General features: G+C 59.5%; 21 protein-coding genes and 1 pseudogene. 9 read left to right on the top strand and 13 right to left on the bottom strand.

The features are described 5' to 3' along the window. Positions 1 to 117 precede the first annotated feature (117 nt). From ACSQ2Z_RS24625 to ACSQ2Z_RS24610, 4 genes and pseudogenes are all read right to left on the bottom strand, one after another. Entirely contained in the window at positions 118 to 945 is an 828-nt protein-coding gene (locus ACSQ2Z_RS24625) for an HpcH/HpaI aldolase family protein (RefSeq protein WP_436083824.1), read from the bottom strand. A 73-nt stretch (positions 946 to 1,018) separates the two neighbouring features. After that, positions 1,019 to 2,032 (bottom strand): TRAP transporter substrate-binding protein, encoded by a 1,014-nt coding sequence (locus ACSQ2Z_RS24620; protein ID WP_436083823.1) that lies wholly within the window; start codon positions 2,030 to 2,032, stop codon positions 1,019 to 1,021. 40 nt (positions 2,033 to 2,072) lie between these two features. Further along, a pseudogene (locus ACSQ2Z_RS24615) lies at positions 2,073 to 3,354 on the bottom strand (TRAP transporter large permease subunit). Between the two features lie 110 nt (positions 3,355 to 3,464). Beyond that, positions 3,465 to 4,022, bottom strand: coding sequence for a TRAP transporter small permease (locus ACSQ2Z_RS24610; RefSeq protein WP_436083822.1), 558 nt, complete (start codon positions 4,020 to 4,022; stop codon positions 3,465 to 3,467). Between the two features lie 221 nt (positions 4,023 to 4,243). Between ACSQ2Z_RS24610 and ACSQ2Z_RS24605 the strand changes: the two genes are divergently transcribed. Next, the gene (locus tag ACSQ2Z_RS24605) at positions 4,244 to 5,323 is read left to right on the top strand and encodes a LacI family DNA-binding transcriptional regulator (protein WP_436083821.1); all 1,080 of its coding nucleotides are present in this window, start codon (positions 4,244 to 4,246) and stop codon (positions 5,321 to 5,323) included. A 20-nt stretch (positions 5,324 to 5,343) separates the two neighbouring features. Here the strand turns inward: ACSQ2Z_RS24605 and ACSQ2Z_RS24600 are convergent, their stop codons facing one another. Both ACSQ2Z_RS24600 and ACSQ2Z_RS24595 read right to left on the bottom strand, forming a co-directional pair. Next, on the bottom strand, positions 5,344 to 6,885 hold the full coding sequence (locus ACSQ2Z_RS24600) for an AAA family ATPase (protein WP_436084148.1): 1,542 nt from the start codon (positions 6,883 to 6,885) through the stop codon (positions 5,344 to 5,346). A gap of 417 nt (positions 6,886 to 7,302) precedes the next feature. Beyond that, a complete protein-coding gene (locus tag ACSQ2Z_RS24595) occupies positions 7,303 to 8,175 on the bottom strand; it encodes a LysR family transcriptional regulator (protein WP_436084147.1) in 873 nt (290 codons plus the stop codon). A gap of 111 nt (positions 8,176 to 8,286) precedes the next feature. Here ACSQ2Z_RS24595 and ACSQ2Z_RS24590 point away from each other — a divergent pair, with 111 nt between their 5' ends. Beyond that, positions 8,287 to 9,441 (top strand): TauD/TfdA family dioxygenase, encoded by a 1,155-nt coding sequence (locus ACSQ2Z_RS24590; RefSeq protein ID WP_436083820.1) that lies wholly within the window; start codon positions 8,287 to 8,289, stop codon positions 9,439 to 9,441. Beyond that, positions 9,438 to 10,199 carry a class II aldolase/adducin family protein gene (locus tag ACSQ2Z_RS24585; protein WP_436083819.1) on the top strand — a complete coding sequence of 254 codons (762 nt, stop codon included), beginning with the start codon at positions 9,438 to 9,440 and terminating at the stop codon, positions 10,197 to 10,199. Before ACSQ2Z_RS24590 ends, ACSQ2Z_RS24585 begins: the two co-directional genes overlap by 4 nt. Before the next feature lie 175 nt (positions 10,200 to 10,374). Here the strand turns inward: ACSQ2Z_RS24585 and ACSQ2Z_RS24580 are convergent, their stop codons facing one another. Then, on the bottom strand, positions 10,375 to 11,388 hold the full coding sequence (locus tag ACSQ2Z_RS24580) for a 1-aminocyclopropane-1-carboxylate deaminase (RefSeq protein WP_436083818.1): 1,014 nt from the start codon (positions 11,386 to 11,388) through the stop codon (positions 10,375 to 10,377). Between the two features lie 158 nt (positions 11,389 to 11,546). On the opposite strand from ACSQ2Z_RS24580, the gene ACSQ2Z_RS24575 reads away from it, so the two are divergent. Then, complete coding sequence (locus ACSQ2Z_RS24575; protein WP_436083817.1) at positions 11,547 to 12,011, top strand: Lrp/AsnC family transcriptional regulator; 465 nt, start codon at positions 11,547 to 11,549, stop codon at positions 12,009 to 12,011. A 276-nt stretch (positions 12,012 to 12,287) separates the two neighbouring features. Continuing rightward, on the top strand, positions 12,288 to 14,135 hold the full coding sequence (locus tag ACSQ2Z_RS24570; protein ID WP_436084146.1) for an ABC transporter ATP-binding protein/permease: 1,848 nt from the start codon (positions 12,288 to 12,290) through the stop codon (positions 14,133 to 14,135). Between the two features lie 181 nt (positions 14,136 to 14,316). On the opposite strand, the gene ACSQ2Z_RS24565 is transcribed toward ACSQ2Z_RS24570, so the two are convergent. The 5 genes from ACSQ2Z_RS24565 to ACSQ2Z_RS24545 all read right to left on the bottom strand — a co-directional run bounded on the left by ACSQ2Z_RS24565 (position 14,317) and on the right by ACSQ2Z_RS24545 (position 21,304). Next, positions 14,317 to 15,480 (bottom strand): CapA family protein, encoded by a 1,164-nt coding sequence (locus ACSQ2Z_RS24565; RefSeq protein ID WP_436083816.1) that lies wholly within the window; start codon positions 15,478 to 15,480, stop codon positions 14,317 to 14,319. A 483-nt stretch (positions 15,481 to 15,963) separates the two neighbouring features. Then, positions 15,964 to 17,163 (bottom strand): efflux RND transporter periplasmic adaptor subunit, encoded by a 1,200-nt coding sequence (locus ACSQ2Z_RS24560; protein ID WP_436083815.1) that lies wholly within the window; start codon positions 17,161 to 17,163, stop codon positions 15,964 to 15,966. A 3-nt stretch (positions 17,164 to 17,166) separates the two neighbouring features. Beyond that, positions 17,167 to 19,530: an ABC transporter permease gene (locus tag ACSQ2Z_RS24555; protein WP_436083814.1), complete on the bottom strand. Its 2,364-nt coding sequence runs from the start codon at positions 19,528 to 19,530 to the stop codon at positions 17,167 to 17,169. 5 nt (positions 19,531 to 19,535) lie between these two features. After that, on the bottom strand, positions 19,536 to 20,255 hold the full coding sequence (locus ACSQ2Z_RS24550) for an ABC transporter ATP-binding protein (protein ID WP_436083813.1): 720 nt from the start codon (positions 20,253 to 20,255) through the stop codon (positions 19,536 to 19,538). Between the two features lie 839 nt (positions 20,256 to 21,094). Next, a complete protein-coding gene (locus tag ACSQ2Z_RS24545; RefSeq protein ID WP_436083812.1) occupies positions 21,095 to 21,304 on the bottom strand; it encodes a hypothetical protein in 210 nt (69 codons plus the stop codon). 131 nt (positions 21,305 to 21,435) lie between these two features. Between ACSQ2Z_RS24545 and ACSQ2Z_RS24540 the strand changes: the two genes are divergently transcribed. Beyond that, the gene (locus ACSQ2Z_RS24540) at positions 21,436 to 21,906 is read left to right on the top strand and encodes a cupin domain-containing protein (protein WP_436083811.1); all 471 of its coding nucleotides are present in this window, start codon (positions 21,436 to 21,438) and stop codon (positions 21,904 to 21,906) included. Positions 21,907 to 22,029: 123 nt separating this feature from the next. Here the strand turns inward: ACSQ2Z_RS24540 and ACSQ2Z_RS24535 are convergent, their stop codons facing one another. Next, a complete protein-coding gene (locus tag ACSQ2Z_RS24535) occupies positions 22,030 to 23,331 on the bottom strand; it encodes a mechanosensitive ion channel family protein (protein ID WP_436083810.1) in 1,302 nt (433 codons plus the stop codon). A gap of 669 nt (positions 23,332 to 24,000) precedes the next feature. Between ACSQ2Z_RS24535 and ACSQ2Z_RS24530 the strand changes: the two genes are divergently transcribed. From ACSQ2Z_RS24530 to ACSQ2Z_RS24520, 3 genes are all read left to right on the top strand, one after another. Continuing rightward, the gene (locus ACSQ2Z_RS24530; protein ID WP_436083809.1) at positions 24,001 to 24,327 is read left to right on the top strand and encodes a GYD domain-containing protein; all 327 of its coding nucleotides are present in this window, start codon (positions 24,001 to 24,003) and stop codon (positions 24,325 to 24,327) included. Between the two features lie 232 nt (positions 24,328 to 24,559). Then, positions 24,560 to 24,943: a VOC family protein gene (locus tag ACSQ2Z_RS24525; RefSeq protein WP_436083808.1), complete on the top strand. Its 384-nt coding sequence runs from the start codon at positions 24,560 to 24,562 to the stop codon at positions 24,941 to 24,943. A gap of 11 nt (positions 24,944 to 24,954) precedes the next feature. Then, positions 24,955 to 25,212: a DUF4334 domain-containing protein gene (locus ACSQ2Z_RS24520; protein ID WP_436083807.1), complete on the top strand. Its 258-nt coding sequence runs from the start codon at positions 24,955 to 24,957 to the stop codon at positions 25,210 to 25,212. Positions 25,213 to 25,356 lie beyond the last annotated feature (144 nt).

The following is a 25,356-nucleotide window of genomic DNA, read 5'->3' as shown; positions in this document are numbered from 1 at the left end:
GCAACGTCACGAGAAAGCTGGTGCGGTGAAGTTCACGCTTGGCCTAGGCCGCCGGCAGCGAGCCTGTCCACCGAACCGTGCTGGCACACTGCTGTCGACTTTGCGATACCCCGCACATCAGTAGGATTTCTGCATGTGGTTCGTCGCTGCAGCCTTCTTACCGTCGGTATCGGATTGACAAAGTTCGCGATAATCGGCCATCGCCGCCAGCCCGGCGTCGCGCAGCAGTGCCACATCGTGCGGGCCGGCGATGGCGCGGTAGCCGCGGTCGATCAGGTCGCGGACGGAAGCACCGGCGTTCGGCACTGTGCCCATGATCTTGCCGGAGGCGAGGATCGCCTCCTCCGCCCGGCGCACCATTTCGCGCACCTCCGGATGCCCAGTCTGCTCCAGCCGGCCGATCGATCCGGCCAGATCGTTGACGCCGATGAAGATGATGTCCGCGCCCTCGACCGCAGCGATACCCGCCGCATTGTCGACGGCCGTGTGGGACTCGATCTGTACAGCGATGAGCATGTTCTCGTTGGCCTTGTGGATGTAGTCCGGCTCCAGCCCGAAGGTAGAGGCGCGTACGACCCCGGCCGCATAGCCGCGAATGCCCGCTGGCGGATAGCGGCAGGCCCTCACGGCGGCGAGGGCCGCCTCCGCCGTATCGACGGAAGGGATCATGACCGATTGCACGCCCGCGTCCAGCACCCGCTTCAGGAAGACGTGGTCGTTCCACGGAATGCGCACCAGCGCCGGCGAAGGTGTCGTCTCAACCGCACGCAGCGTGTCGATGATCTCGCGGGTTTCGCCAACGCCGTGCTCGTGATCAACGAGCAGGAAATCGAAACCAATGTGACCGAGGATTTCGGCATTGGTCGGCGAGCCGCCGCCGATCCAGCATCCGAACGCGACATGACCGGCGGCCAGATGGGCTTTCAGGCGGTTGGGTGTGTACATGAGCAATCAGCCTCGACTTTGATGGGAAGGAAGGGATGGAGGGCGAGCCCCCTCCATCCCGATATTCGAATTTTCAGTTTGCGGCGCGCACGCGCTGGATCGTGTCGGTCAGAGCCTTTACCAGGTCCGGGTTCGCGGAAGCCGCGAACTTGTCGGCAACCGGTTTGGTTTTCTCGCGGAAACGGGCGATTTCCTCGGGCGGCAACTTGGTCACCGTCATGCCCGAAGCGGCGAGTGCCTCGACGGCTTTCGCATCCGCATCACGTGAAAGCTGGCGCTGGAATGCCGCCGCCTCGCTCGCCGCCGCTTGAAGCAGATCCCTCTCTTCCTGGTCCAGTTGTTCCCATAGGGGCTTGGAGAACAGCAGCACCATCGGGTTATAGGTGTGGCGGGTCAGCGTGATGTATTTCTGCACTTCGTTGAGCTTGGCCGTCAGGATGCTTGGCGCCGGGTTTTCCTGCCCGTCGACCGTGCCTGTTTCGAGCGCGGTATAGACCTCCGGGAAGGGCATCGGCACGGCATTGGCCCCGAGTGCCTGGAACATTTCCAGATAGATCGGCGATTGCACGACGCGGATTTTCAGGCCCTCTATATCGTCAACCTTCTCGACTGGGCGGCGGCTATTGGTCAGGTTGCGGAAACCGAGTTCCCAATAGGCGAGGACGACGAGGTTCTTGTCTGCGAGTTCCTCGGTGAAGCTCTTGCCGACCTCGCCGTCCATCACCGCATCGGCTTCCTTCGCGTTTTCGAACAGGAACGGCAGGTCGAGCAGGGCGAAATCGGGCGCGAGGCTCGCCATCAGGCCGGCATTCATGACCGACATCTGCAGAAGGCCTCCCTGCAACGAGGCGACTGACTGCAGGTCGCCGCCGAGCATGCCGGCCGGAAACACCTTGACGTCGATCTTGCCGCCGCTCTTTTCCTTGACCATCTCAGCGAATTTACGCTGGCCGATCACCAGCGGCGAGCCTTCAGCCCCGGCGCTGGCGCAACGGATGATCTGTTCGCGGATTTCGGCGTTTGCCGCAGGCGGCGAGACTGATGCCAGCAGCAGGCCGGCCATGAAGGCCATGAGAGTTTTACGCATATCGCTTTCCTCCGTGTTACGATGCGAAAAATTCGAAAAATCAACGTCCCAGCCAGCCGGCGGGCACGGTAACGAGTTCGGGAAAGGCGACCATTAGCCCGAGCACGACGAGTTGCGCGACCATGAAGGGCGTGACGCCCCTGATGACGGTTTCCATATTGATCCGAGAAACGCCCGCCACGACGTTGAGCACGGTGCCGACAGGCGGCGTGACGAGGCCGATGGAATTGTTGATGATGAACAGTACGCCGAAATAGATCGGGTCGATGCCGGCTGCCTGAACCACGGGCACCAGCACCGGCGCGAGGATGAGGATGGTCGGCGCCATATCCATCGCCGTGCCAATGAACGACGACAAGGATCATAATCATCAGCATCAGCAGCTTTGGGCGGTCCATGAACGGCGAGAGTAGCTCGACCACCTGTCCGGGCAGGTCGGCGATGGTGATCAGCCAGGCCGAAACGAGGGCCGCTGCAACGAGGAAGATGACGACACTGGTCACCTTGGCGGAAGAGACGAAGACCGCATAGAGCTGACCGAGGCTCAGTTCACGGTAGACGCAGGTGGCAACGAACAGCGCATAGACGGCGGCGACCACGGCGGCCTCGGTCGGCGTGAACAGGCCGAATTTCAGGCCGAAGATGATGATGACCGGCAGGCCGAGCGCCCACAGGCTTTCACGCAATGCCCTCAGCCGCTCAGCGCCGCTAGCGCGCGGCCTGAGCTGGATGTCTTCCTTGCGCACCATGATCCACCAGGCGACGGCAAGGCCGGCACCGATCATCAGGCCAGGCGCAATGCCGGCCATGAAGAGCTTGGAGATCGACAGGTTGGCGGTGACGCCGAAGAGGATGAAGGCGATGGAGGGTGGAATGATCGGCCCGATGACCGAGGCGGAGGCCACAAGGCCAGCCGAGCGCGCCTTGTCGTGCCCGGCCTTGACCATCATCGGCACCAAGAGCGCCCCGAGTGCGGCCGCGTCTGCAACTGCGGATCCGGAGAGCGCGGAGAGAACGCAGGCGGCGATAATCGCGACATAGCCGAGCCCGCCGCGCACATGGCCGACCAGCGTCAGGGCAAGTGCCACGATTCGTTTGGACAGCCCGCCGGCATTCATCACCTCGCCCGCAAGCATGAAGAAGGGTACCGCAAGCAGCGTGAAGCTGTCCGTGCCGCTCACAAGGTTCTGCGCCAGGATTTGCGGATCGAACATGGCGAGCTGCACCATCAGTGCCACACCGCAAATGAGCAGCGCATAGGCGATAGGCATACCGATTGCCATGGCGGCGAGAAGGGCTGTTATGAAAATGAGAATTGTCATGGCGGATCAACTCTTTGGCGCTTATGACCGGGGAACACGTCCCGTCGACTTGCGGCCGCGAACTTTGAAAAAGGCGCCGGCGCGGCGCTATGGAAACGCCGCGAGGGCCTTCAGCGTGACGGCGCCTCCTTGCCGGACGACGGCAGCGCGCTGATGTCAAAATCCTCTTCTGACTCCCTGACTCCGATGAGCTCCTCGTCGCTCATCCGCCCACTCAGCGAGCGCAGCAGCGATAAGCAGAACCAGCCGGCTGCAAGCACCGTGAAGACCAGCACCGGAACGAAGAACCAGGCCTGCGATACGCCCATCACCGGCGTCGTCATGCCGAGATTGATCCCCGCCTGTCGCCAGGTGCCCGAGAATATCAGCCAGGTCGTGTAGAGCATCAGCAGGTTGGAAAGCGCGAAGCAGACAATACGCCCCTTGCGCGACAACCGGCGCACCAGTGTATCGACGCCGAGATGCGCCTGCTCGAAGAGCGTTACGGCGGCCCCGAGGAAAACCATCCAGACGAACAGCAGCCGCGACAGCTCATCCGATACGGAGATCCCGGTGTTGAAGGCGTAACGCAACACGACATTACCGAAGACGAGTATCACCATGACTGCCAGGCAGGCGGCGATGACGAACTGCAAGGGGTTCAGCAAGAATTTGCGTATCGCGACCAAGGGTGTGCCTCCTCCAGGACCAGCTGCAGCAAGACCATGCGCATCAGTCGATGCTCGCACGGCCGCCTCCCAACAGCCTCACTTGATGTAAGCGCTTACATATCAGTTTCGCGTTCTTTGTCAACTGAACGCAAAGATGCTGGGAAATAACTGGGAAATAACTTTGAAAAAGTACTGTAAGCGTATACAAATCTAATCGATTGAGAAAGGACATGGTTGGCATGGGGCGTGGAGGTAAAGACAGCAATGGACGCTCGCAACCGCGCGCGCTGGATATTGCGGCGCTCGTTGGCGTTTCGACGGCCACCGTCTCACGTGCGTTTAACGCACCGGAAAAGGTTGCACCTGAGATTCGCGAAAAGGTTCTCCAGGCAGCGGCCGAACTCGGCTGGATGCCGCATCCGGCCGGTGCCGCACTGGCGAGCAGGCGCACTTGGCTCGCCGGCGTGCTCATCCCGACGCTCGACAACGATGTCTTCGCCTCGCAGGTCGGCGCGCTGCAGACCCGGCTCTCGGCCGACGGCGTCACCGTTCTGATCGGCTGCTCCAACTACGACGCCGACCAGGCCGTCAATCAGGTGCGCACCATGCTGGCGCGCGGCGTCGAGGCGCTGGCCATCGTCGGCGAATCCCACCGCCCTGGCATGTTCGAGACCATCGCCGCGCGTGGCGTGCCGTTCGTGGTCACCTATTCTTATCGCCCCGGCTCCCCGCATCCCTGCATCGGCTTCGACAATGCCGCCGCTTTCCGTCGCATTGCTCGGCACCTGCTCGATCTCGGGCATCGTGATTTTGCCCTGATCCATCAGCCGTCGATCGACAACGACCGTGTCGTTGCCCGCCTCAAGGGTTTGCGCCAAGCGCTGGCCGAGGAAGGTCTGGCACTCAGGCCGCAGCACGTGCACGAGGGGCCTTCGAGCATCGTTTTTGGCCGGCAGAGCCTGCGCGCAATCATGGGGGCTCCCGGGCCGCGCCCGACTGCGGTCGTCTGCGGCAACGACGCGCTGGCAATCGGCGCGCTGATCGAAGCCCGCGTCCTGAGTCTCCGTGTGCCGGATGAGCTTTCGATAACGGGTTTCGACGACGCGGCAATGGCGGAGCAAACCGATCCGCCGCTGACGACCATGCGTGTCGATAACGCCGAAATCGGCAGGCAGGCGGCAGACTATCTCCTGGCCTGTTTGAGCGGCAAGATTCCTGCCCGCCCGGCACCGCTCGAGAGCCACCTGATCCTGAGAGCGTCGACAGGCCCTGCGCCGACTCTGTTAATCGGGTCTGTCGTCCGAGGTAACGCGAGCTGAGGCTTTTGGGTACCTCTGCGTCATTGACGATTTCCAAGAAGGCGCACTCTTCGCTCCAAGATCTCGCGGACGATTTGGTCCGCCCCTCGCTCAACGTTGATCCTAGACCAGGGAATATTCCCTGTCTCGCCACCAAGTTGCCCCGCGAGGATATCTAGGTCCGCATCGGACGGTCCAGCCAGCCTGGCAGCGACGCGCTGGCGAAGGACTGCCGGATCCGCCTCGAGCCAAACAGTCGTGCACGGCACCTGAGCCTCACGCGCCACCTTCTCGATCCGCTCGCGGTTGATGGCCTTGTCGAACACCGCGTTAACGATGACGGAGCCGCCCGCATTCAAGACCGAGGCGGCGCGACGTTCCATCTCGCGATACACCCTTTCAGATACGTCCGGACGATAGGCGGTGGGCGGAAGCCTTGTTTCGGCCGAAACCCCGTGCATGGCCTTGCGAATGCGGTCGCTCTCGACAACCCTTCCGCCCGGAGGCGAACCGAATTGCGCTGCCAACATTTCTGCCACAGTTGTCTTGCCGGAACCGCTCAAACCACCAATGACGATCAGTCGCGGCGGCTCTGTATTAATCAAAGTGAGCGCCAGATCGAAATAGGCTCGGGCCTCAGCGACAAGTCCCGCGTCATTGCTGCCTTCCTCGACCTGCGTGGCGGTGACATGGGCCCTTACCGCCGCGCGAATTGCCATGAGGTAAGGCAAAAGCACGAAGCCGTCTTCGTCATCCGATTCATCAAGGTATCGATTCATCACCAGGTTCGCGAGTTGCGGGAAACCGCGATGCCAGAGGTCCATAAGCAGAAAAGCAAGGTCGTAAAGCGTATCGACCGTGGCGATCTGATCGTTGAACTCGATGCAATCGAACAACCGCGGCTCGCCATCGAGAAGGCAGATATTGCGAAGGTGCAGGTCGCCATGGCAACGCCTCACCTTTCCGGCCGCTTCACGCGCATCCAGCAGTGGTGCATGAGCTGCCAGCTTCCTCTGGAATGCAAGATCGAAGGCTGCAAGCTCGTTGGCATTGAAAACCCGGCTGGTGGCGAAACCCGCGGCGTTAATGCCGAGCACGGCGGCGATATTCGCCGAACCGGGGCCTTGGTGGGCGATTGGAGCGCCGCGATGAAAGCGAGCGATCATGCGTGCCGCTCGCGTCATAAGCTCGGCGTTCAGCCTGCCCTCGATGGCCATACGATCGAACAATGAGCCCTGATCGAAACGAACCATTTCGACAACGGCATCGACAAGCTCTTCCCCGTTATCGAAACTGAGGCGGCCCTCTTTGTCGCGCATTATTCGTCGAACACCGATATATAGACCCGGCGCTGTCGTCGCGTTCAGCTCGACTTCCCTCCTGCAGGCCCTCAGGCGCAGCGTCGGCGACGAAAAATCCACATAGGGCAACTTGACCGCACGCTTCATCTTGAAGGCGCGATCGCCCACGAGAAAGATGCAGGAGATGTGCGTTTCGATCGTTTCAACGGCGTCGGTTCCATGTCCATAAGTGTCGGCATCGTTGAGAAATGCGACGACCGCAGTCTGGTTCTGGGTAAACATGAATCGCCTCCGATGTTCTTCATTCTTCGCGCAGAATGGCGTGGAACTATGTCCATCATCGTCCTTCAAAAGACTTGGCCGGATATCGCGAGAAGCGACTTTGCGCCGCCGTTGCCGGAGTGGCTTTCACCACATGGCAACAAAAGAGAACGTCTCGAGCCGAGCTGCATTGATAGCAATCGACAAATGCCGGCGGGGTCGCGCTCTTCGGCCAACTGGCTCGTCGTCAGGCCGGCACAGTTGTCCTTGTAGTGGGTTACCACCCCTTGATTATATAGGCGAGGAAGACCCGACCTGCGGTCGTGATCAATGACAAGCGGAAACCTCGGTCAGCGCCTCCAGGCAATGGCCGCCGAGATTGCTCATCAGCGTCGCCAGCAGGGTCATGGTACTCAACCAGCTTTTTTTGGCATCATTTCAATATCGAAGGTTCGTGATCCATCCCGTGAGAAGCTCCACCGCCTCCCTTCGCTCTGCCGCGGCGGGACAAACCAGAAAAAACGCTTCCTTGGGATGATAAGCCGTTGCGCCAAACGCGACGAGGCGCCCCTCGCGCACAAGGTCACCGGCGTTCGATTCCCATCCGAGCAACATCCCTTGGCCTGACAAGGCGGCCTGCGTCGCCTGAACGTAGTTGGTAAAATAGCGGCCGAGCGCGCGATTTTCGGGCAATCCGTTGAGGCTCAGATAGTCCTTCCATGTGAGCCAGCTGTTGTCGTCGCTCCTGACATGCAGCAAGGTTGCGGTCGAAAGACCTCCCTCCGCCTCAATCCGATCTACAACTGCCGGGCTACAGACGGGTACAACTTTCTCATCAAAGAGCTTGATGCTTCGACCATCTTTCCAGTTGCCTGTACCGTAGCGGATGATGAGATCCACCCCAGGTTGGAACTCCGGCGCACCCGCCGTGGTCAGCACGTTCACCGCGATGTTTTGATGCTCGCTGTAAAAGTCCGCCAGTCGTGGCATGAGCCAGTAGGTTGCCGTACCAATGCTGCTGGCAACGGTGACAGATTGTTCTGCTGCATTCTGAAGAGAACGTATCTGGACGAAGGCGTCCGTAATTCGTCCAAACCCTTCCGAAATGCCGACGTGCAGGATCCTGCCCGCTTCCGTGAGCGTGGAGGGGCGCTTGCTACGATCCAGCAGTCGTGTCCCGACATGGTCTTCAAGCGCCTTGAGCGACTGGCTGACGGCTGGCTGTGTCACGTTTAGATCCGATGCTGCCTTTTGGACGCTGCCTGCGCGCAACACCGTCTCGAAAACCGTTAACAGCCGAAGGGGAGGCAAGCGAGTATCCAATATAACTCCCAACTTATATAATGTGCATTTTTTTCGATATTCAAATTAGCGTATCCCGGCAATATTCTCCATAAACAATGGGTTTTCAAGTAAACCCTCATGATTAATATAAGTGGAAAAGAGGGTGAAATGGATACGAGTGTGCCTGTGAGACTGGACCACCGCGGCCTCCATCTCCGCGTGACAGGTGGAGCAGCAAGCTATTTCAATTATTATTGGCTGCGAGACAATTGCCCGACATCGTTCGACAGTCAGACGCGCGAACGTGTTTTCGATGTTTTCCATCTTGACGGCGCGCCTGTCCCGGCGCGGGTCGCAGTGGTCGATGGTGCCTTGGAGATCGTCTGGAAAGATGAAGGACATAAAAGTCGCTATCCGCTGGATTGGCTGGCGCAATATGATGGCGGCAAGCGCCGGCCCGACCCTGCAGATCGTCCACGGCGGGCGTGGTATTCGGATCACTATCCGGCGATAGCGAGGTTTGCGCAACCGGACCTTCTTGCAAACAAGTCCACCGTCGCCAAGTGGCTGGAAGCGATCATTGTTGAAGGCGTCGCAATCGTGACGGACATGCCAGACAGCAATGAGGGACTGACAGAGTTGGTCCGCCTGATGGGGCATGTGCGCCCGACATTCTTCGGCGAATATTTTGACGTGCGCACGCATATCAAACCGACAAACCTTGCCTATACGGCGAAGGCGCTGGAGTTGCATACCGATACCCCTGCGGAAGAAATGGCTCCTGGCGTGCAGTTCTTGCATTGCCGAGCCAATACCGTCGAAGGTGGCCGGAACCTCTTTCTCGACGGTGTGGCCGTCGCCAATGACCTGAAGAAAGAATTTCCCGAAGATTTCAAGCTTCTGTCGGAGACGGAAATCCCTTATTACTGCGAGCACGACAGGTATGATGTTCGCTCCCGCCAGAGGGTCATCGAGCTGGATAAAGACGGAGAGGTGTCCGGGGTCACCATCAGCCAGCATATGGCCGATATCTTCGACCTGCCGCAGACCTTCCTCGATCAATACTATCCGGCATTCTGCCGTTTTGGGCGCATGCTGCAGTCCGACCAATACCTGATGCGCTTCACCCTGAAAGCCACGGAATGCATCGTTTTTGACAATCACCGCATCGTGCATGGTCGGTCAGCCTATTCAGCGACCAGCGGCGAGCGCTATCTGCGCGGTTGCTATGCCGACCGTGGTGAGATGCGCAGCACCTATCGCGCGCTAACGTCAGAAGGGCGATTCAAATGAGCGGACTTAATTCATCTATCGGTATTGCCGGCGACGATTTTGCGCAATTGCGAATCGATCTGGCGGCCGCCTTCCGTCTCTGTGTCGAATTCGGCTGGAGCGAATCCGTAGGCAATCATTTCAGCGCAGCCGTCTCCGCAGACGGCAAGCGGTTCCTAATGAACCCGAAGTGGAGACATTTCGGATCGATCCGGGCAAGCGATCTTTTGCTGCTCGATGCGGATGATCCGACGGTGATGAATGATCCCGACGCCCCTGACGCTTCAGCATGGACGATTCACGGCACGCTGCATCGCGAGTGCCCCTCAGTGCGCGTGCTGCTGCACTGCCATCCGCCCTATGCAACGGCGCTTTCCACGCTCAAGGATCCGTCGATGAAGCCGATCGACAACAACACAGCGCGCTTCTTCGGCGCGCTCGGCATTGATCTCGGCTTCGGTGGCATCGCGGATGAAGCCGAAGAAGGCACAAGACTGGCTCAATCACTCGGCAAGAACAAAACTCTGATAATGGGCAATCACGGAGTGACTTGTACCGGTGATACGGTCGCAGAGGCATTCGAGGATCTCTATTTCTTCGAAAAAGCCGCGAAAACCCTGATATTAGCCTATTCGACCGGACAGGCTCTGAACATCTTGTCCGATGAGGTCGCCCAAAAAACTGCCGAAGGCTGGCGTGCCTACAAGGGCATGGCTTTCGCACACTTCGACTACCTCAAATCGAAGCTCAACCGGACCGATGCCTCTTACAGAGAGTGAGGAACGGTGGTCGCAGGCAAAACACATGCGAGGTGAATGCACGAGCATTGCGATCGCCTTATCCGAGGGTTGAGTGGTCGCCCGTCTGCTTTTCGCTTTGCTCCGGCCCTATCCGGTTACCCATGTCTGCGACGTCCGGCCGGGTATTTTCCGGCCGGACGGGTTTGGCAAGGCATCAGCCATTGCGGAACGTGTAGGCATATCCGTTGATTGCCGGTGCACCGCCCAAATGGGCGTAGAGCACCTTGGAACCCTCTGGGAAATAGCCCTTTTTTACCAGATCAATCAGGCCCTGCATCGACTTGCCCTCATAGACCGGATCGGTGATCATGCCTTCGAGGCGAGCGCAGAGCCGGATGGCTTCCTTCGTCTCGTCCGACGGCACACCATAGACCGGATAGGCATAGTCTTCGATCAGGATGATGTCGTCTGCCATCAGTTCTCGGCCAAGCTCGACCAATTCGGCGGTGCGCTGGGCAATCTCTAGCACCTGCGCCTTGGTCTGGGCCGGGGTGAAGGAGGCATCGATACCGATGACAGTGCGCTCACGGCCATCCTTGGCAAAGCCGACGGTCATGCCGGCATGGGTGGAGCCGGTCACCGTGCAGACAATGATGTAGTCGAACTTGAAGCCGAGCTCGGCTTCCTGGGCGCGGACCTCTTCAGCAAAGCCGACATAACCCAGACCGCCATATTTATGCACGGAAGCGCCGGCCGGGATCGGATAGGGTTTGCCACCTTTGGCCTTGACATCCTCGATCGCTTCTTCCCAGCTCTGACGGATGCCGATGTCGAAGCCTTCGTCGACCATCTGAACATCGGCTCCCATGATGCGGCTCAGCAGTATATTGCCGACGCGATCATAGACAGCATCTTCATGCGGCACCCAGCTTTCCTGGACCAGTCGGCATTTGAAGCCGATCTTGGCCGCGACCGCGGCGATCATGCGCGTATGGTTTGACTGCACGCCGCCGATCGACACCAGTGTGTCGGCCTTCGAGGCGATCGCATCGGGAATGATGTATTCCAGCTTACGCAGCTTGTTGCCACCGAAGGCCAGGCCAGAATTGCAATCCTCGCGCTTGGCATAGAGCTCGACCTTGCCGCCGAGATGTTTTGAAAGCCGTTCCAGCTTCTCGATATGGGTCCGTCCGAATGTGAGCGGATAGCGCTCGAATTTCTCCAGCATGGGATCGCTTCTCCTTATTGTGACGCGAAGGAAACGCTAGCACCACTTCAATGAAAGGTGCTCTCAAAGATGGTGTTCAGATTTTGTAAGGCTGATACAATCTTCGAAAACAAGAGAGATAGATTTCACAATATCCTCTATTCTCGGAAGATTCTTTCATGGCCTCTGAACTGGATCGTATCGACCTGAAAATGCTGCGCCTGCTGCAGAAAAACGGCCGGCTCAGCAATGCGGAACTCGCGCAGCTGGTCGATGTCAGCGCCGCCACCTGCCATCGCCGTACGCAGCGGCTGTTCGAAGAGGGCTATATCACGTCCGTGCGGGCAATGATCGAGCCGCAGAAGGTCGGTCGCGGCGCTTTGGTCATGGTGGGCGTGGTGCTGGACCGCTCGACGCCGGAAAGCTTCGGCGCATTCGAAAAGGCGGTCGCCAAGTTGAACTTCGTGCTGGATTGCAATCTGGTCGCAGGAGACTTCGACTATTTCCTGAAAATCCGTGTCGGCGACATGGCGGACTTCAACCGAATCCACGGCACGCAGTTGATCGCATTACCCGGCGTGCGCCAGACCCGCACTTTTTTCGTGATGAAGGAAGTGGTCGACAATGCGTTGCTGGACTTTTAAAATCGCTCTCGCGCTTGGAAACTTGTCCGAAGATGGCTGACCGCCTTGAATATGACCGGAGCTTTTAACACTACTATCATGCTGACTTAACCAGCTTCCAGCGGCTTTCGCCGACTTATATGCACGGCCTGGTCATTGACCGCCCGACAGCACCAATCCGAATGTGCTCAATTGGGCTCACGTTTCTCGGTCAGCGACTTGATCACGTCGTTTCCGACCGCCTCTCTGGTGGAGCCTCGATTGAAAAAGCAGCCGCAGTCTACCCCCGTTTCTTCGATGCGCAGCTTTTGGGGGCTGATGTTCGCCTATTGGTTCACCGACCGATGGCACGAGGCTTGGGGGCTTGCGGCGATCATCCTCGTGCTTACGGCGCTGTCAGCAATGGCCAGCGTCTGGTTTGCGGAAGCGTCGGGCCAACTTGTGAGCGCGATCGCCTTTCTTCACCACCCTGAAAACCCGACAACGCTCAAGACCATTCTTTCGAGCGCTGCAACGTTGGCGACGATCGTCGTGGTCAAGGAAATTGGGTTCACGGCAGTCCGCCACTTCTTCTCGACGAGTCTGCATCGCAAATGGCGCGTCTGGCTCGACCGTCGCTTCAATGATGCACTGCTCGATCGCAATCACACGCATTTTCACCTGCAGCAAGGTCCGGCGAAGACCGTCCCGACGAAGGCTGCAGTACCGGACAATATCGATCAGCGTATCCAAGAATCGATCAAGGGCATGACCGGTGGCGCCATCGGTCTCGCCATGGGGGTCGCCGGCGTAGTTCTGTCGCTGTTCTTCGTCGGCGGCAAGATTATCGAGACCTCGACAGAGGTCAGCGGACTGGAGTTCTTTGGCAGTTATGCCAGCGCCTGTCTGACGGCTGCAGCCGCCATCGCCTACGTCCCCATCAGCACGTTGCTGGCAGCCAAGCTCGGAGCGATCCAGCAAAGGCTGGATGTCAGAATGCAATCGGCCGAGGGCAGCTATCGTCGAGAGCTGACGACGCTCCTCAACCGCAGCTTCCACGTAGCGGCCGCTGGTGGGGAGGGAGCACAAGGGCGACTCCACAGGCGACGCTATCTCGAGGTCGACCGTACCTGGGCGAGCCTCAACATCCTGACAGCGATCTATATGGGTTTCGAGCTCGTCTACAACTTCTTCGGCTCTCGCATCGTTGCCTACGCGCCGGGACTGCTTCCCTATGTCGAGAACAAGATCAGCCTGCAGGCCTACGTTACCGGCGCCGAGTTGGCCAACGCGATCATCAACGATTGTTCATGGTTCATCCACGTGATGCCTGACATTGCGCAGCTAAGGGCGAACGCTCGTCGCGTAACCGACCTTGCACAGGCGATCGAGGACGTGCAGCAGCCGCGCGAATTCCATGCCCGCACCGGACTTTCCGAACTGCTCTATGACGAGCAGCATGCGCAGTCTGGCCTGTCGATCGAGCATCTTGAACTGATGCATCCGGACGATGATGAACCCTTCATCCGGGCCGGGCACCTTCATTTCAAATCTGGTGAATGGACGCTCCTCGTCGGGGACTCGGGTAGCGGCAAGTCGTCCTTGCTCAGGGCGATCAACGGCCTCTGGCCGCACGGCCGCGGTAAGATCGTGTTGCCAAGGAGCGTGCGGACTTTCTTTGCCGCGCAGGACGTACATCTGCCAGCAGTGTCGTTGAGGGAGCTGGTCTGCCTGCCCGATGCCGACCGCTCGGACGCGGAAGTGTCAGCGGCGCTCGGTAAGGCCGGTCTCGCTCACTTTGCCGGCGACCTTGTCGAGGAAGGCAGAGATAATCAAAGCTGGGACCAGCTTCTTTCCGGCGGCCAGAAGCAGAAACTCGTGCTGGCGCGAATTCTGCTACTGCGCCCGGGGCTCATTTTCCTCGATGAACCGACGAGCGCCCTCGACAGCGAGGCGACCATCGCGTTTCACCAGGCCATTCGGGACAACTGCCCCGGAGCCACGGTGATCAGCGTCATGCACGACGCCACGCCTCCGAAGTCTGCGAAAGGCGAGGAATTCTACGATAGCATGCTTTCGATCGCTGACGGCACTGTGACCAAGACGCCAATGACGAGGCAGATAAGCCGCCCGGTCGGTCCCGCGCGCGTGAGGCCGCGGCCGTAGATTAAGCTGAAATCACGTCTGTCCTCGTCCGAGGGATCATGTCGGCAGGGTTTGCGCGCCACTTGTCTGCGCCATGGCTTGCGATTGTTCGGGTTTTGCCAGCCCCCCCGAGATCGGGCTCTCCGCAGCGAGACGAGATCGAGACGCGGTACGCATGCGGAAGTCTGCATAACATCTTATCTCACCCCGCTCGCTTCTCGTGCCAAAGCAGGGCAAGTCGCCCGTTTCGCATCTGTATTATGCTTGCCCCCAATCGCAGGCTCACCCGATCTAGCGTTTGACGGAGCCATTCGACATCTCCTTTCGAGGACCGAACGAGACGAAACTGCCTTATCTGAAGGGGCACCATTTCAAGCGCCGCGAGACCGCCGGTCATGGAATCGATGTCGGCTAAATACATTAGACACAAGTCGCCCCTGTACTCCTCGTATCCCCTAATTCCCTCGTAGTCGTTCAAAAGGTCGCCGCAGCCATAAAGAATAAGTCGACCGCGATGGACTTCGATTGCCTTGGCGTGGTGCGATGAATGCCCATGCACTACGGCAACCCCAGCATCGGCGATCAGCGCGTGCGCAAATCGTCGCTGGACCGCCGGAATTTCATGGCCCCAATTTGCGCCCCAATGAATGGACACAACGATCACGTCGCGCGGCCGACGGACTCTGGTGATTTGATCGGTAATGCACTGGACATCTGAATCGAAATGGCCTGCCAAAAGGTTCACGCCCATGGCTTCTTTCGTCGCCGCCCAGCTCCGCGGCGTACCGCTTGTGACCGAGGCGAACGAGAATACAAGCACGCGGCTCTTACCAGCTACCTCAATAATTGCGGGTGCGCTGGCCTCTCCCGGATTACGCCCGGCACCGGCCGTCTTGATCGAAAGGCCGTTCAATGTTGCCAATGTATCGAATAGCCCGGCAGGCCCGAAATCGAGCACGTGATTGTTGGCAAGCGTGCAACAATCGATGCCTGCGGCAGTGAGGCAATGTGCATTCTCGGGACTCATGCGATAGTTGATGCCTTTCGGAAGATAGTCATCGCTGCGGGTTACGGCTGTTTCGAGATTGACGATGCGCGCGTCGACCCGCGACCGATCGAGTTCATCGAGCGCAACACCCCATATATAGGATGAGTCCGCATTCCGGGGGATCGGCCCATGCGCCTGCTCTGCCAGTCGAACGTAACCCCGCGCCGAGTGAACGTAACCTTCACGAAGGGCCGGATCACAGGGGTAGCGCATCACCTGGTCGATACCCCGTCCCGTCATGACGTCGCCGGACAGAAACAGCCGTATCGTCCGTCTTTCCCGAGACTCTCCTGAGGATTCTTCCAAGGGCGCGCTCATGGGGAAACTCCCTTGCCGCTAACCAACGATCATGCGGAACGCATCCTACTGCAGCAAGCCCAAGCTGCAAGACGCTTTAGATCGACCAAGACTGCCCTTGGGCGAAATGCCGATCCGGCGCTCCAACCTCGACAAGGATCTCGCCCGGCGGATAGACGCGTAGGCTTCACCCGCGCGCGCCGTTCCCAAGATCACGGGCATTGGCCAGGACCGCTGCGAGTTCGGCAGCCGGCGGCCAAGCGCCAAGGGTCCCATCGCTTCATGGGCTGCGTCGCAAGCGCGGTAGATCGGGAGTTGCCGCTCGCGTTTTATCATGGCGCTGATTTTCGGTGAGACGCTCTTCCTCTTCGCCGTTGGCGGGCTGTCGGCCTTGCCCTGACCAAGCTTGCGACCGCGCTTGCCGGCCCGGACCATGGTCTGGTCTTCTGCCGAGGGTACTGCTGAGAGCCTCCGTCGCCGGCGGTGGTCAGTTCATGACCTAAATTAGCGTTCTACAATGGCCACACCGCTTATGATGCGGTCACTCGGATAGAGGATGACCTTCTCCCCGGAGCGCATCCCGTCGCGGATTTCGACCGAAAGGCTGTTCCGCTGGCCGACGATAACGGGCCGCAGTTGTGCCCGTCCCTGATCCGCAACGAAGACTGCCCAGTGATCATCTTTTCGGAACAAGGCCCCGAGCGGTAATTTGAGGACGTTGCCTTCGAACAGAATGACTTGCACGTCGACGCGATAACCATGTCCGAGCGAGCCCCAACGCTCAGCTGACTCGGCAAAATCCAGCACGACATCGACCCGTTGCTCCTCAATTCCGAGTGCAGACACCTTGGTTTGCCCGAAGGGGTCAATTCGCCGTACGACCGCCTTCAGGTCCTGGCCACCCCAGTCCGTGATGATGGCTCTCTGGCCGGTCCTGATCTTGACCGCATCTTCCGAGAGGAAGTTGACTACGATCTCCAGATCGGCGGGATCGCCGATCTCTATCAAGGGGGTTCCAGCCTCAACGACCCCTTCGCTGCGGCGTATGACCTGCAGAACCACGCCGCTCACGGGCGCGGTTAGCGGCACGCATTCGCAGGGCCTGCTACGACTGCGGATCTCCTGGCGCGATAGCAAGCGCGACCGCGCTTGGTTGAGCTCATGCTGACGTACATTCAAGGCGGCCTCGGCCGTGGCGAGGTTGGCTTCCGCAACCTTATAGGCGCGCTCCGCATCCTCGAGAGCCCGCCGCGAAATCGTGTTGCGCTCGATCAGGAGTCGGGCGCGGGCGCGCTCTCCCTCTGCGAAGGCTAGATCGGCTCTGGCCTTGTTGAGTTCGGCGGCGGCGAGGTTATACGCCGCCCGTGCCGCCTCCACGGCCGCCTGCTGCTCCGCCTCCGTGCGCGCATCCAGAAAGGCCGGTTGTGCAGGCTCGATTTGTGCCAGTTGTGTTTCCCCGGCCTCGACGACGTCGCCCGGCTCCGCGGTGATGCGCTCCAATTGGCCGCGAAGCGGTGCGTGAAGGGTGTACACGTCGCGAACCCGCGCCTCGCCTTCTTCGTCGATAGTGACCCGCAGCAAACCGGTCTCGGCTGTGGCGAGGTCCACCTGTATCGGCTGCGGTCGCAAGGCATAGGCGATGCCAGCTGCCAGAACGGCGAGAAGGCTGCCCCAGATTGCCAATCTGCGTCTTGCGAAGCTCATAGGCTACTCCCTTGTCTTCAGCGCGGCGATCAGATCTAGACGATCGAGCCGCCGCCGCACGATGGCGGCGCAGATCAGCGTGGCCGCGAGGGCAATCAGGGCAGCCTTGCCGTAGGTTGCGTCCCGCAATACGAGCGGCACGCGGTACAGCTCAGTCTCGAAGGCACTGGTCATGTACCACGCAAGGCAAAAGCCGATGATTGCCCCGAGCGGAATGGCGACCCACGTTAGAATGCCGACTTCCCCAAGAAGGATGTAGGAGATTTCCCAGCGGCTGAAACCGAGAACGCGCAGGGTCGCGAGATCGCGTGTCCGCTCGGAGAGCGCGATGCGAATGGAATTGTAGGTGACGCCGACGGCGAGCGTCATCGAAAAGACGACGAAGAAGCCGATGAAGATGAAGATCGTTTCGCCCATCGTCTTGTAGAACGTATCGATGGCAGCCTGGCGAAAAAGAACGGCGGCGATATTGGGAATGTCCTTGAGCCTCGCCAGCAAGGTCGAGCGGCTCAGGGCATCGACTCGGATGTGCAGCCCGCTGACGACGCGGCCGTCTCCGGCCAAACGATTTAGGACGGTCATATCCATATAGGCGGGCTTGCCAATATAGGTTTCGAAGATCTGCACGACGGGAAGGCTCAACCGCGGCTGTCGCCCCTCCAAGAACTCGACGGCGACGGTGTCGCCAGTCTTCACATCGAGAAGTTCGGCCAGTTTTCGCGACACCACCAGCCCGCCGGAGGGCACTTCAATGCGTCCGCGCTCGACGTCAAAGATGGGGCTAAGGATGGCGCCGCCCGGTACACCGATAATACCCTGGCGCTCGACAAGATGCCCGTGGCTGATGCGCGCCGGCACATGGCGGTAGGGTTCCGCCGCCAGCACTCCGGAGAGGTTCTCGAAGTCTCCAATCGTGTCAATGGGTTGCAAGTCCCCGAACGCGACGGTCGCGTCCTGGTGCTGTCCGCGCTCGAAGGCGGTTTCGGCAAGGGAATCGATAGCGTCGACCCATTGTAGCGCCATGATAAGCACGGCGATCGACATGGCGAGACCCAGACTGGCGAGGAACGCCCGCACCGGCCATCGGATTATTCGCCGCAGGATCATCCGCGACGGCTCGTCCAATGCCCCGGCGAGAGCAGTTCGCGACGCCCAGCTTCGTCGGTAGATCGGCGGGGAGGGGGGCTGCATGGCTTCTGCAGGAGGAAGCCGGACTGCGCGGCGCACGGCGGCCAGGCTGCCGGCGAGCGCCGCGACCACGCTGATTGCGCCTGCGATCACGAATCCGGCCGGGCCGGGGCGATAAAGCAGAAACGGAAAGCGGTAGAACTGGGTGTAGAGCTCGGTGTTCCAGTGGCCGAGCCAGGCGCCGGTCAGCGAGCCGATGAGGACGCCGATTGTCCCGATGACGAGGACCATCTTGGCGTAGTGCCAACCGATCGCCCAGTTGCCGTAGCCGAACGCCTTGAACAGGCCGATCTCTCGACGCTCGGTTTCAATCAGCCTGGCCATCACCATGTTCGTCAGGAACGCGGCGACCGCAAGGAAGATGGCTGGCATGACCCGGGACATGTTCTTCTGCTGGGCAATCTCACTTTCCAGGAACCAGTTTGAGGTCTGATCGGAACGGCCATAGGCCCCGGCACCGCCAAAGGGGGCGAGGAGGCTATCGAGCCGCCGAATGACATCCTTGGCATCTGCATCGGGCAGAAGGCTGAGCGCTACGCTGTTGAAGGAGGCCTGCAGGTCGAAGGCTGCCGCCAGCGCATCCCGGCCCATCCATAGGACGCCAAAACGCTTGTCGTCCGGCATCAAGCCGCCGGGCGCGATCGCGTAGACGAATTCCGGGCTGAGCGCAGTGCCCACCAGGTGCAGCGTGCGTTTACGGCCCCTCAGGATGGCATCGAAACTGTCACCCGGTCTCAATCGGTGTGCTTCGGCGAAGGGTTCGCTCACGACCACCTCATCGGGCCGGGTGGGGTCGACGAGACGTCCCGACCGGATCACCAATGCGTTCAAAAGTTGAGGGCCCCGTTCGGGTAGCGAAAGCAACTGGGCAACGACAGGCTCGGGAAAGTCGGCCATATCGAGAATAGCGCCTTCGACGATGCGCGTTTCGACGAGCCGCACGCCGGGAATTTCCGCGATATCGCGTCCCAGCTGTTCCGGTGCGCGCTTGGTTTGGGCAAACACGTCGGCAAAACGCGTCCGTTCGTAGTAGGCGGTGGTCGTCTCTTCGAGAGCCTCGATCGTCGTCAGCGCCATAATGAGCAGAGCCGTGCCCGAAGCGATCACCAGTGCGATTGCCAGCACCTGCGCCTTCAGTCGCCAAAGTTCACGAAGAAGCTTTTGGTCGAGGCTGCGCATCATGGTCACCAGGCGAGTTCGCCAGGGGCGCGCTGTAAAGCGTTTCGACGCATCTCCACAATACGCCCGTCGGCGAAGTAGAGTACGCGATTGGCGATCTCGGCAATCACTGCGTTATGAGTGATGAGCGCCGTGGTCGTGCCGAGTTCCCGGTTGATCCTCAGGATCGCTTCCAGAACGAGGATACCGGTCTTGCTGTCGAGCGCCCCCGTCGGCTCGTCGCAAAGAAGCAGATCCGGCCGCTTGGCGATGGCGCGGCCAATAGCCACTCGCTGCTGTTCTCCGCCCGAGAGTTGTGCTGGAAAATGATCCAGCCTGTCGCCCAGTCCCACCATTGTCAGTGCGTCGGCCGGTCGCATCGGATGCTTCGCGATTTCGGTGACAAGAGCGACGTTCTCACGCGCAGTCAGGCTCGGTATGAGATTGTAGAACTGAAAGACGAAGCCAACGTGGTTGCGCCGGTAGAGATTAAGCGCCCGTTCATTGTCCATCGTCAGAGGCTGATTGCGAAACATGACTGAGCCGCCGCTCGGCGTATCAAGGCCGCCGAGGATATTGAGCAAGGTCGATTTGCCGCTTCCGGAAGGCCCCAGCAGGACGACCAGTTCGCCTTCGTACAGGTCGACGTCAACGCCGCGCAGAGCATGGACCTCCACCGTGCCCATCCGGTAAATCTTGGTGAGCGCCCGTGCCTGGAGGGCTATGGCAGACTTCTCCTTTTCCATCCGGTCGCTCCTTGGCTTGCGAGGCATCACTGCGGTCGCGAAGACCCTTCGTCTTGGGCTGGCCAAATCTCATTCCAAGAGATAGCGCTCGATGCGGAATTGGAAACTTTGCCAAATCCTTTCCCACCTCTGCAGCCGCTGGACACGTATCGCGGGCGACATCCGCTTGCGCCGAATGTCGAGCACGCGCGGCGGCGCGCCGGGAACTGTCGACATCTCTGCCGGCCCCCCGAAATGTCGAAGCGGATTCTTCGAACAGCCGATCGATTTCGGAGCTAGGGCTTTTGAGGGAAAGCCATGCATCCAGGATAAGAAACGGCGCCAGATAGATAGATGGCGACTTTTGCTTACAGCAAGAGCGAGTGTTGTCCTGCCAACCTTGCGCGGCCAATAAAAGCGACAGCCGAATGCTGTCGGTAAGGTCGTTCAGTTAATCGGTTATCCAGCGCTCAGAGATGCCAAAGGAAGGGGGTGCGCTCTGCCGCCGGCCATCGAAGCGCCTATCCGGATTGATGAGCTGGTTATAGCCGGTGTCCAACCACCGTGCGCCTTATGGACGAACCGGCCGACGAGCGGGCACCTCTCCCACCCGGTAGGCGTAGCGGTGATGTGCACGACATCAAACGCCGTTCGCTCGCGAACCGTCATGATGATGATGTCCGCTGACATTGCGAACATATCTCATATTGCTAATATTAAGTGCCGATCCAAGACGCAACCTCCTTCGATCGGCTGGAGGCTTTGTCGGTCCCCGAGGCCAAGCCTCCAAAAGTCGCCGCCACCATTAGTGGAAAAAGCGACAAGAGGCCCGGGCTGTCACCGCAGCGCGGGCCTCGCCCTCATCGCGCATAACTCGTCGCGGACCGGCTCCAAGCGCACGCTGGGCAAGCCTGCTTCCGGCTGACTTCGAGCCAGGCGCCGATCGCGTCCCGAGCACCGTGGCCGAGATCGAAGTTGTGGAAGACGAGGAACGCACGCGTCGTGATGTTGCCGTAGCTGTTGATCATGCTCTGGACTGTCGCGTTGGTGACGCTGGAATCGGTTTTCACGGCGATCTCGGTGCTCGAATGGCCGAGGAGTGCTTGCTCAGACGTGGTCTGCGGGCTTATTCTGGGCGTTCCGCGAGCCTGCCCCAGCGCGCAGCCGAGGGGGAAGGCCCGGCGATACAGGGAGGTTTATCATGAAAATCGCATCGATATTTGCAATCGGCTGGATCGGATTCTGCGGGATCGCCTCCTTTGCATCGGCAGAGGATGCGCACACAATGATCGCGCCCAACGATATCAAGTGGGCCCCGGCCCCCAAAGTGCTTCCTGCGGGAGCAGAAGCGGCAGTCTTGTTCGGCGATCCCACCAAGGAAGGTTTGTTTGCCCTTCGGCTCAAAGTGCCGTCTGGGTATGCGGTCGCACCGCACACGCATCCGGCAAATGAGGTGGTCACGGTCATATCAGGAACGACTAATCTTGGGATGGGCGAAACCGCTGATCGGAGCGCTACCAAGGCACTGCCTGCAGGCAGTTTCTTCGCGTTACCGCCCGGCACTGCGCATTTCGTTTATTTCGATGAGGAGACTGTCATCCAAATCACCACCAATGGCCCATGGGGCCTCAAATATGTCAATCCGGCGGACGATCCTCAAAAGTCGCAATAGGTAGCCGCGGGCTTGGAGGCCAACTGCCCCGCGGCCCAGGCGGCGGGGCGTGCCAACAACTGTCAGGCGGCCAAGAAAAACGGTGTCACCAGGAGCAGACCGGGGAGTATAAGAAGGATCTGGCTAGTCCGTCTTCACGGTGCCCCGCCCCGCCGGTCGTTGAATCTCCACAGGCGTCTTCATGATGATTTCTCGATGCGGGAAGGGGATAGATATCCCCGCCTCCTTGAACGCATCCCATAATGCCATCAGAACTTGGCCGCGCACATTCGTCAGACCGTTTGCCGGATCGGAGATCCAGAAGCGGAGGCGGAAATCCAGCGAGGAGGCACCATAGGCCGTCATCCAGCAGACCGGGGCCTTGTATTCGTTAGCGACGCGGGGAACGGCCGATGCAGTGTCGATGGCGATCCGAACCACGTCATGCGGATTGCTATCGTACGACGTGCCGAAATCGACATCGATACGGACATAGTCGCTGGAAAAGGACCAGTTCACCACCTGCTGCGAGATGAAGTCCTCGTTGGGGATAAGGTATTCTTTCCCGTCGCGGGTGATGACCGACACGAAACGTGCACGGAGATCGCGAATGGATCCGAACGTGTCGCCAAGCGTGATCGTGTCGCCGGGCTTGATCGACTTGTCGAGCAGGATGATGATACCGGAAATGAAATTGGACACTACCTTCTGCAGTCCGAAGCCAATTCCAACACCGACAGCACCCGAAAAGATTGTTAGCGCCGTGAGATCGATACCCGTCGCGGACAATGCGATCGCGCCGGAGATTATGATCAGAACGATCTTGATGATCTTGCTGATCAGCACTTTGAACGATGGCGAAAGGTCGCCCGAGCGTTGGACCCAATGGGAAAGAACATTGCCGATCAGCACTGCGACCCAGATAAGGGCGATTGTTAGGACAACCGCCTTTAGGACGATCAGCAGCGAGAAACGCATCGCCCCCAGATTGACAGCGGCACCATCCAGCGTCGACAGGACGGGACCGTCAAGCCCGGTGGCGTATAGGGCGAGGTACCCCCAGCTTACGATGGCGACCACGCGCGACAAGGTCGGGTTGCGGATGATCTTGGTAAGCACGGAAATTACAAACCAGGCGGCCGCCAGGGTCAGCGCCGTCGAGACCAGCCAACGCTGCGAGGGCCAGGTACCCTGTGTGAGAATGACGTTCGCAAGCCACAGCCAGAGGATCAGAAAAAGCCATTTCAGGCGACGCATGAAGGCGATGATGACGCGCAGCAGATCTGGGTTGCCCTTGATGCGCCGCGCCCTGGTTTCCATCGCCGGCTCGGTTCTGGATGCGACGAAGGAGGCGAACACGTACCCGACCGCGATAATCCCGAGCTGGTAGAACGTCCAGTCGCTCAACACGAATGTCCTGAACCAGATTTCAAGCGGTCGAATCATCTGCGCGAAATCCACGGCAGTGCCTCTCGATGTAGATCCGATATTAACCCTCTGAATTCAAGAATGTTCACTGCATTCTTGGTTGCAACGGCCATTTGCCGCGATTGCGGAGGCCGGAAGGAACGTATTCCACTGCGAAAGGCGCTCCATGATGCCACTCGCGTGCCAACACGGGCCACGGGAAGGCGTTTGATAGCCTGTTTCGAAAGGGTATTGTCCATTTGATATAAATGCTTGGTTACGATCAAGGGGCGGAAAAATCGCTGGACAATCGGTCGCAGCGGCCCGGCACCTCGAACAATTCGAAACGGTCGTCTCGCCCGGCGCACCTGAAGCATCGACGGGCTGGACGTAACCTGCGCAACTCGCGGAAATGAACATGCGGGTGCAGTCAATGATTGTCCGGTTCCTGGATCCACTGCAAATGTCCCGTTTGACAGGAAGTGCGCGCCAAACGTCGACGTTTGAAGCGCCTACACTTGGAATGTAAATCTTACGGTAGGGGTTTGCCGTTTGCGGCTGGTGGGAAGGCTATGCAGGTCTTCCCGCCACGGCCCAAAAAGCGACAAAGTGGAACTCATCCGGCACGACAAACCCGCACATTCGAAATGACTCGCGTTCTCCCAAGCTTGAGCGTTAACTGCGTTATTCTGACGGAGGAGGCAAGCCATGGCCATGTATCTCACGCGCTTCAGTTACACGCCCGAGACTTGGGCGCGCATGATCGAAAACCCCGAGGATCGCCGAGAGGCGGCACGTGCTTACATTGCATCTGTAGGCGGAAAGCTGCACGGGTTCTGGTACGCCTTTGGCGAGCATGATGGTTGGAATTTGTGGGAGGCGCCTGACAACGTTTCAATGGCGGCTGTCGCGCTTGCTATTGGCGCAGGAGGCGCGCTCAGCTCGTGCGAGACCACGGTCCTCCTCACCGTCGAGGAGACAATAGAAGCCCTGGGAAAGGCAAAGTCGATTCGCTACCGTCCACCGGCAGCATAGGCGCGGCCCACCTTCTTCATCGATACTCGTCCAATCGGCATAGTGTCTGCGCGGAGAAATAGCCATCTTCCCGCTGGTTGTGGTCACTGAAGCAGAGCAGGGCAGAGGTCGCTGGAAGCAACCGAACGCATAGTTCGAGGCAGGGGGCGAGACGACGAGATATCAAAACATCACGTGTTCACGTCACTGCCGGGCCGAAGCTGCTCGGCGGTTCTAAGGTCAGGAGGCAGGAATGTCAGACACTATCGTCAATGTGCGCTACATGGTCGACGACGTCGAGGCTGCCGTCGAATGGTACGCCAGACACTTGGGCTTTTCGCTGCTCTCCAGTCACGCACCCGCTTTTGCCGACATCAAGCGCGGATCGTTACGGCTATTGCTCAGTGGGCCGACCAGCTCGGCGGGACGACCGATGCCCGACGGCGAACAACCGCGGCCTGGCGGCTGGAATCGCATTCACCTCATCGTCGATGATTTGCCTGCAGAGGTCGTTCGTTTACGTACTGCCGGAGTACAATTCCGTAACGATATCGTCACGGGGCCGGGCGGATCGCAAATCCTGTTGATCGATCCTTCCGGGAATTTCGTTGAGCTGTTCCAGCCTGCTCGCGGCTGACTTCTGATTTAATGGTAAAGTCATGTAGGCTGCCCCTCGGCAGAGCTGAAAGAACTGAGCTACAATGCGCCAAGAATGCAGCGATGACCTACGATCGGCAGCCCATCATCGATTATTTCCACCAGGCCGATCATCCAACGATACTGGGTCTCATGCGAGAGCCGGCCTGTGAGGTCGTGCGACCCGCCAATCGCGCTTTTGCTGGCGCGATGTCTGACGGCAATAGCACACGTCATTCCGTGTTCAACTCGATCCGAGCGCCCGATTGAGTAAGATAGCCACAGAAATGGGCGCGGTGTGGAATTTTATTGGGATGCTTTCAAGTGGCATTCGGGTCGAAAAAGAACCCGGTGCCGGGCCGGGTTCAGGTGTCGCCACAGGAGTTATGAGTTGGGGCAGCCAAGTTGCCCGTG

Source organism: Pararhizobium sp. LjRoot235 (assembly GCF_964254145.1).
Taxonomy (GTDB): Bacteria; Pseudomonadota; Alphaproteobacteria; order Rhizobiales; family Rhizobiaceae; genus Pararhizobium.
This window is presented reverse-complemented; position numbering and strand designations above follow the sequence as displayed.

Excerpts from the sequence above, each read along its gene's own strand:
- ACSQ2Z_RS24625 (WP_436083824.1), bottom strand. The coding sequence starts at position 945 with ATGTACACACCCAACCGCCTGAAAGCCCATCTGGCCGCCGGTCATGTC.
- ACSQ2Z_RS24620 (WP_436083823.1), bottom strand. The coding sequence starts at position 2,032 with ATGCGTAAAACTCTCATGGCCTTCATGGCCGGCCTGCTGCTGGCATCA.
- ACSQ2Z_RS24605 (WP_436083821.1), top strand. The coding sequence starts at position 4,244 with ATGGGGCGTGGAGGTAAAGACAGCAATGGACGCTCGCAACCGCGCGCG.
- ACSQ2Z_RS24600 (WP_436084148.1), bottom strand. The coding sequence starts at position 6,885 with ATGTTTACCCAGAACCAGACTGCGGTCGTCGCATTTCTCAACGATGCC.
- ACSQ2Z_RS24590 (WP_436083820.1), top strand. The coding sequence starts at position 8,287 with ATGATTAATATAAGTGGAAAAGAGGGTGAAATGGATACGAGTGTGCCT.
- ACSQ2Z_RS24585 (WP_436083819.1), top strand. The coding sequence starts at position 9,438 with ATGAGCGGACTTAATTCATCTATCGGTATTGCCGGCGACGATTTTGCG.
- ACSQ2Z_RS24580 (WP_436083818.1), bottom strand. The coding sequence starts at position 11,388 with ATGCTGGAGAAATTCGAGCGCTATCCGCTCACATTCGGACGGACCCAT.
- ACSQ2Z_RS24575 (WP_436083817.1), top strand. The coding sequence starts at position 11,547 with ATGGCCTCTGAACTGGATCGTATCGACCTGAAAATGCTGCGCCTGCTG.
- ACSQ2Z_RS24570 (WP_436084146.1), top strand. The coding sequence starts at position 12,288 with ATGCGCAGCTTTTGGGGGCTGATGTTCGCCTATTGGTTCACCGACCGA.
- ACSQ2Z_RS24565 (WP_436083816.1), bottom strand. The coding sequence starts at position 15,480 with ATGAGCGCGCCCTTGGAAGAATCCTCAGGAGAGTCTCGGGAAAGACGG.
- ACSQ2Z_RS24560 (WP_436083815.1), bottom strand. The coding sequence starts at position 17,163 with ATGAGCTTCGCAAGACGCAGATTGGCAATCTGGGGCAGCCTTCTCGCC.
- ACSQ2Z_RS24555 (WP_436083814.1), bottom strand. The coding sequence starts at position 19,530 with ATGCGCAGCCTCGACCAAAAGCTTCTTCGTGAACTTTGGCGACTGAAG.
- ACSQ2Z_RS24550 (WP_436083813.1), bottom strand. The coding sequence starts at position 20,255 with ATGGAAAAGGAGAAGTCTGCCATAGCCCTCCAGGCACGGGCGCTCACC.
- ACSQ2Z_RS24540 (WP_436083811.1), top strand. The coding sequence starts at position 21,436 with ATGAAAATCGCATCGATATTTGCAATCGGCTGGATCGGATTCTGCGGG.
- ACSQ2Z_RS24535 (WP_436083810.1), bottom strand. The coding sequence starts at position 23,331 with ATGATTCGACCGCTTGAAATCTGGTTCAGGACATTCGTGTTGAGCGAC.
- ACSQ2Z_RS24530 (WP_436083809.1), top strand. The coding sequence starts at position 24,001 with ATGGCCATGTATCTCACGCGCTTCAGTTACACGCCCGAGACTTGGGCG.
- ACSQ2Z_RS24525 (WP_436083808.1), top strand. The coding sequence starts at position 24,560 with ATGTCAGACACTATCGTCAATGTGCGCTACATGGTCGACGACGTCGAG.
- ACSQ2Z_RS24520 (WP_436083807.1), top strand. The coding sequence starts at position 24,955 with ATGGTAAAGTCATGTAGGCTGCCCCTCGGCAGAGCTGAAAGAACTGAG.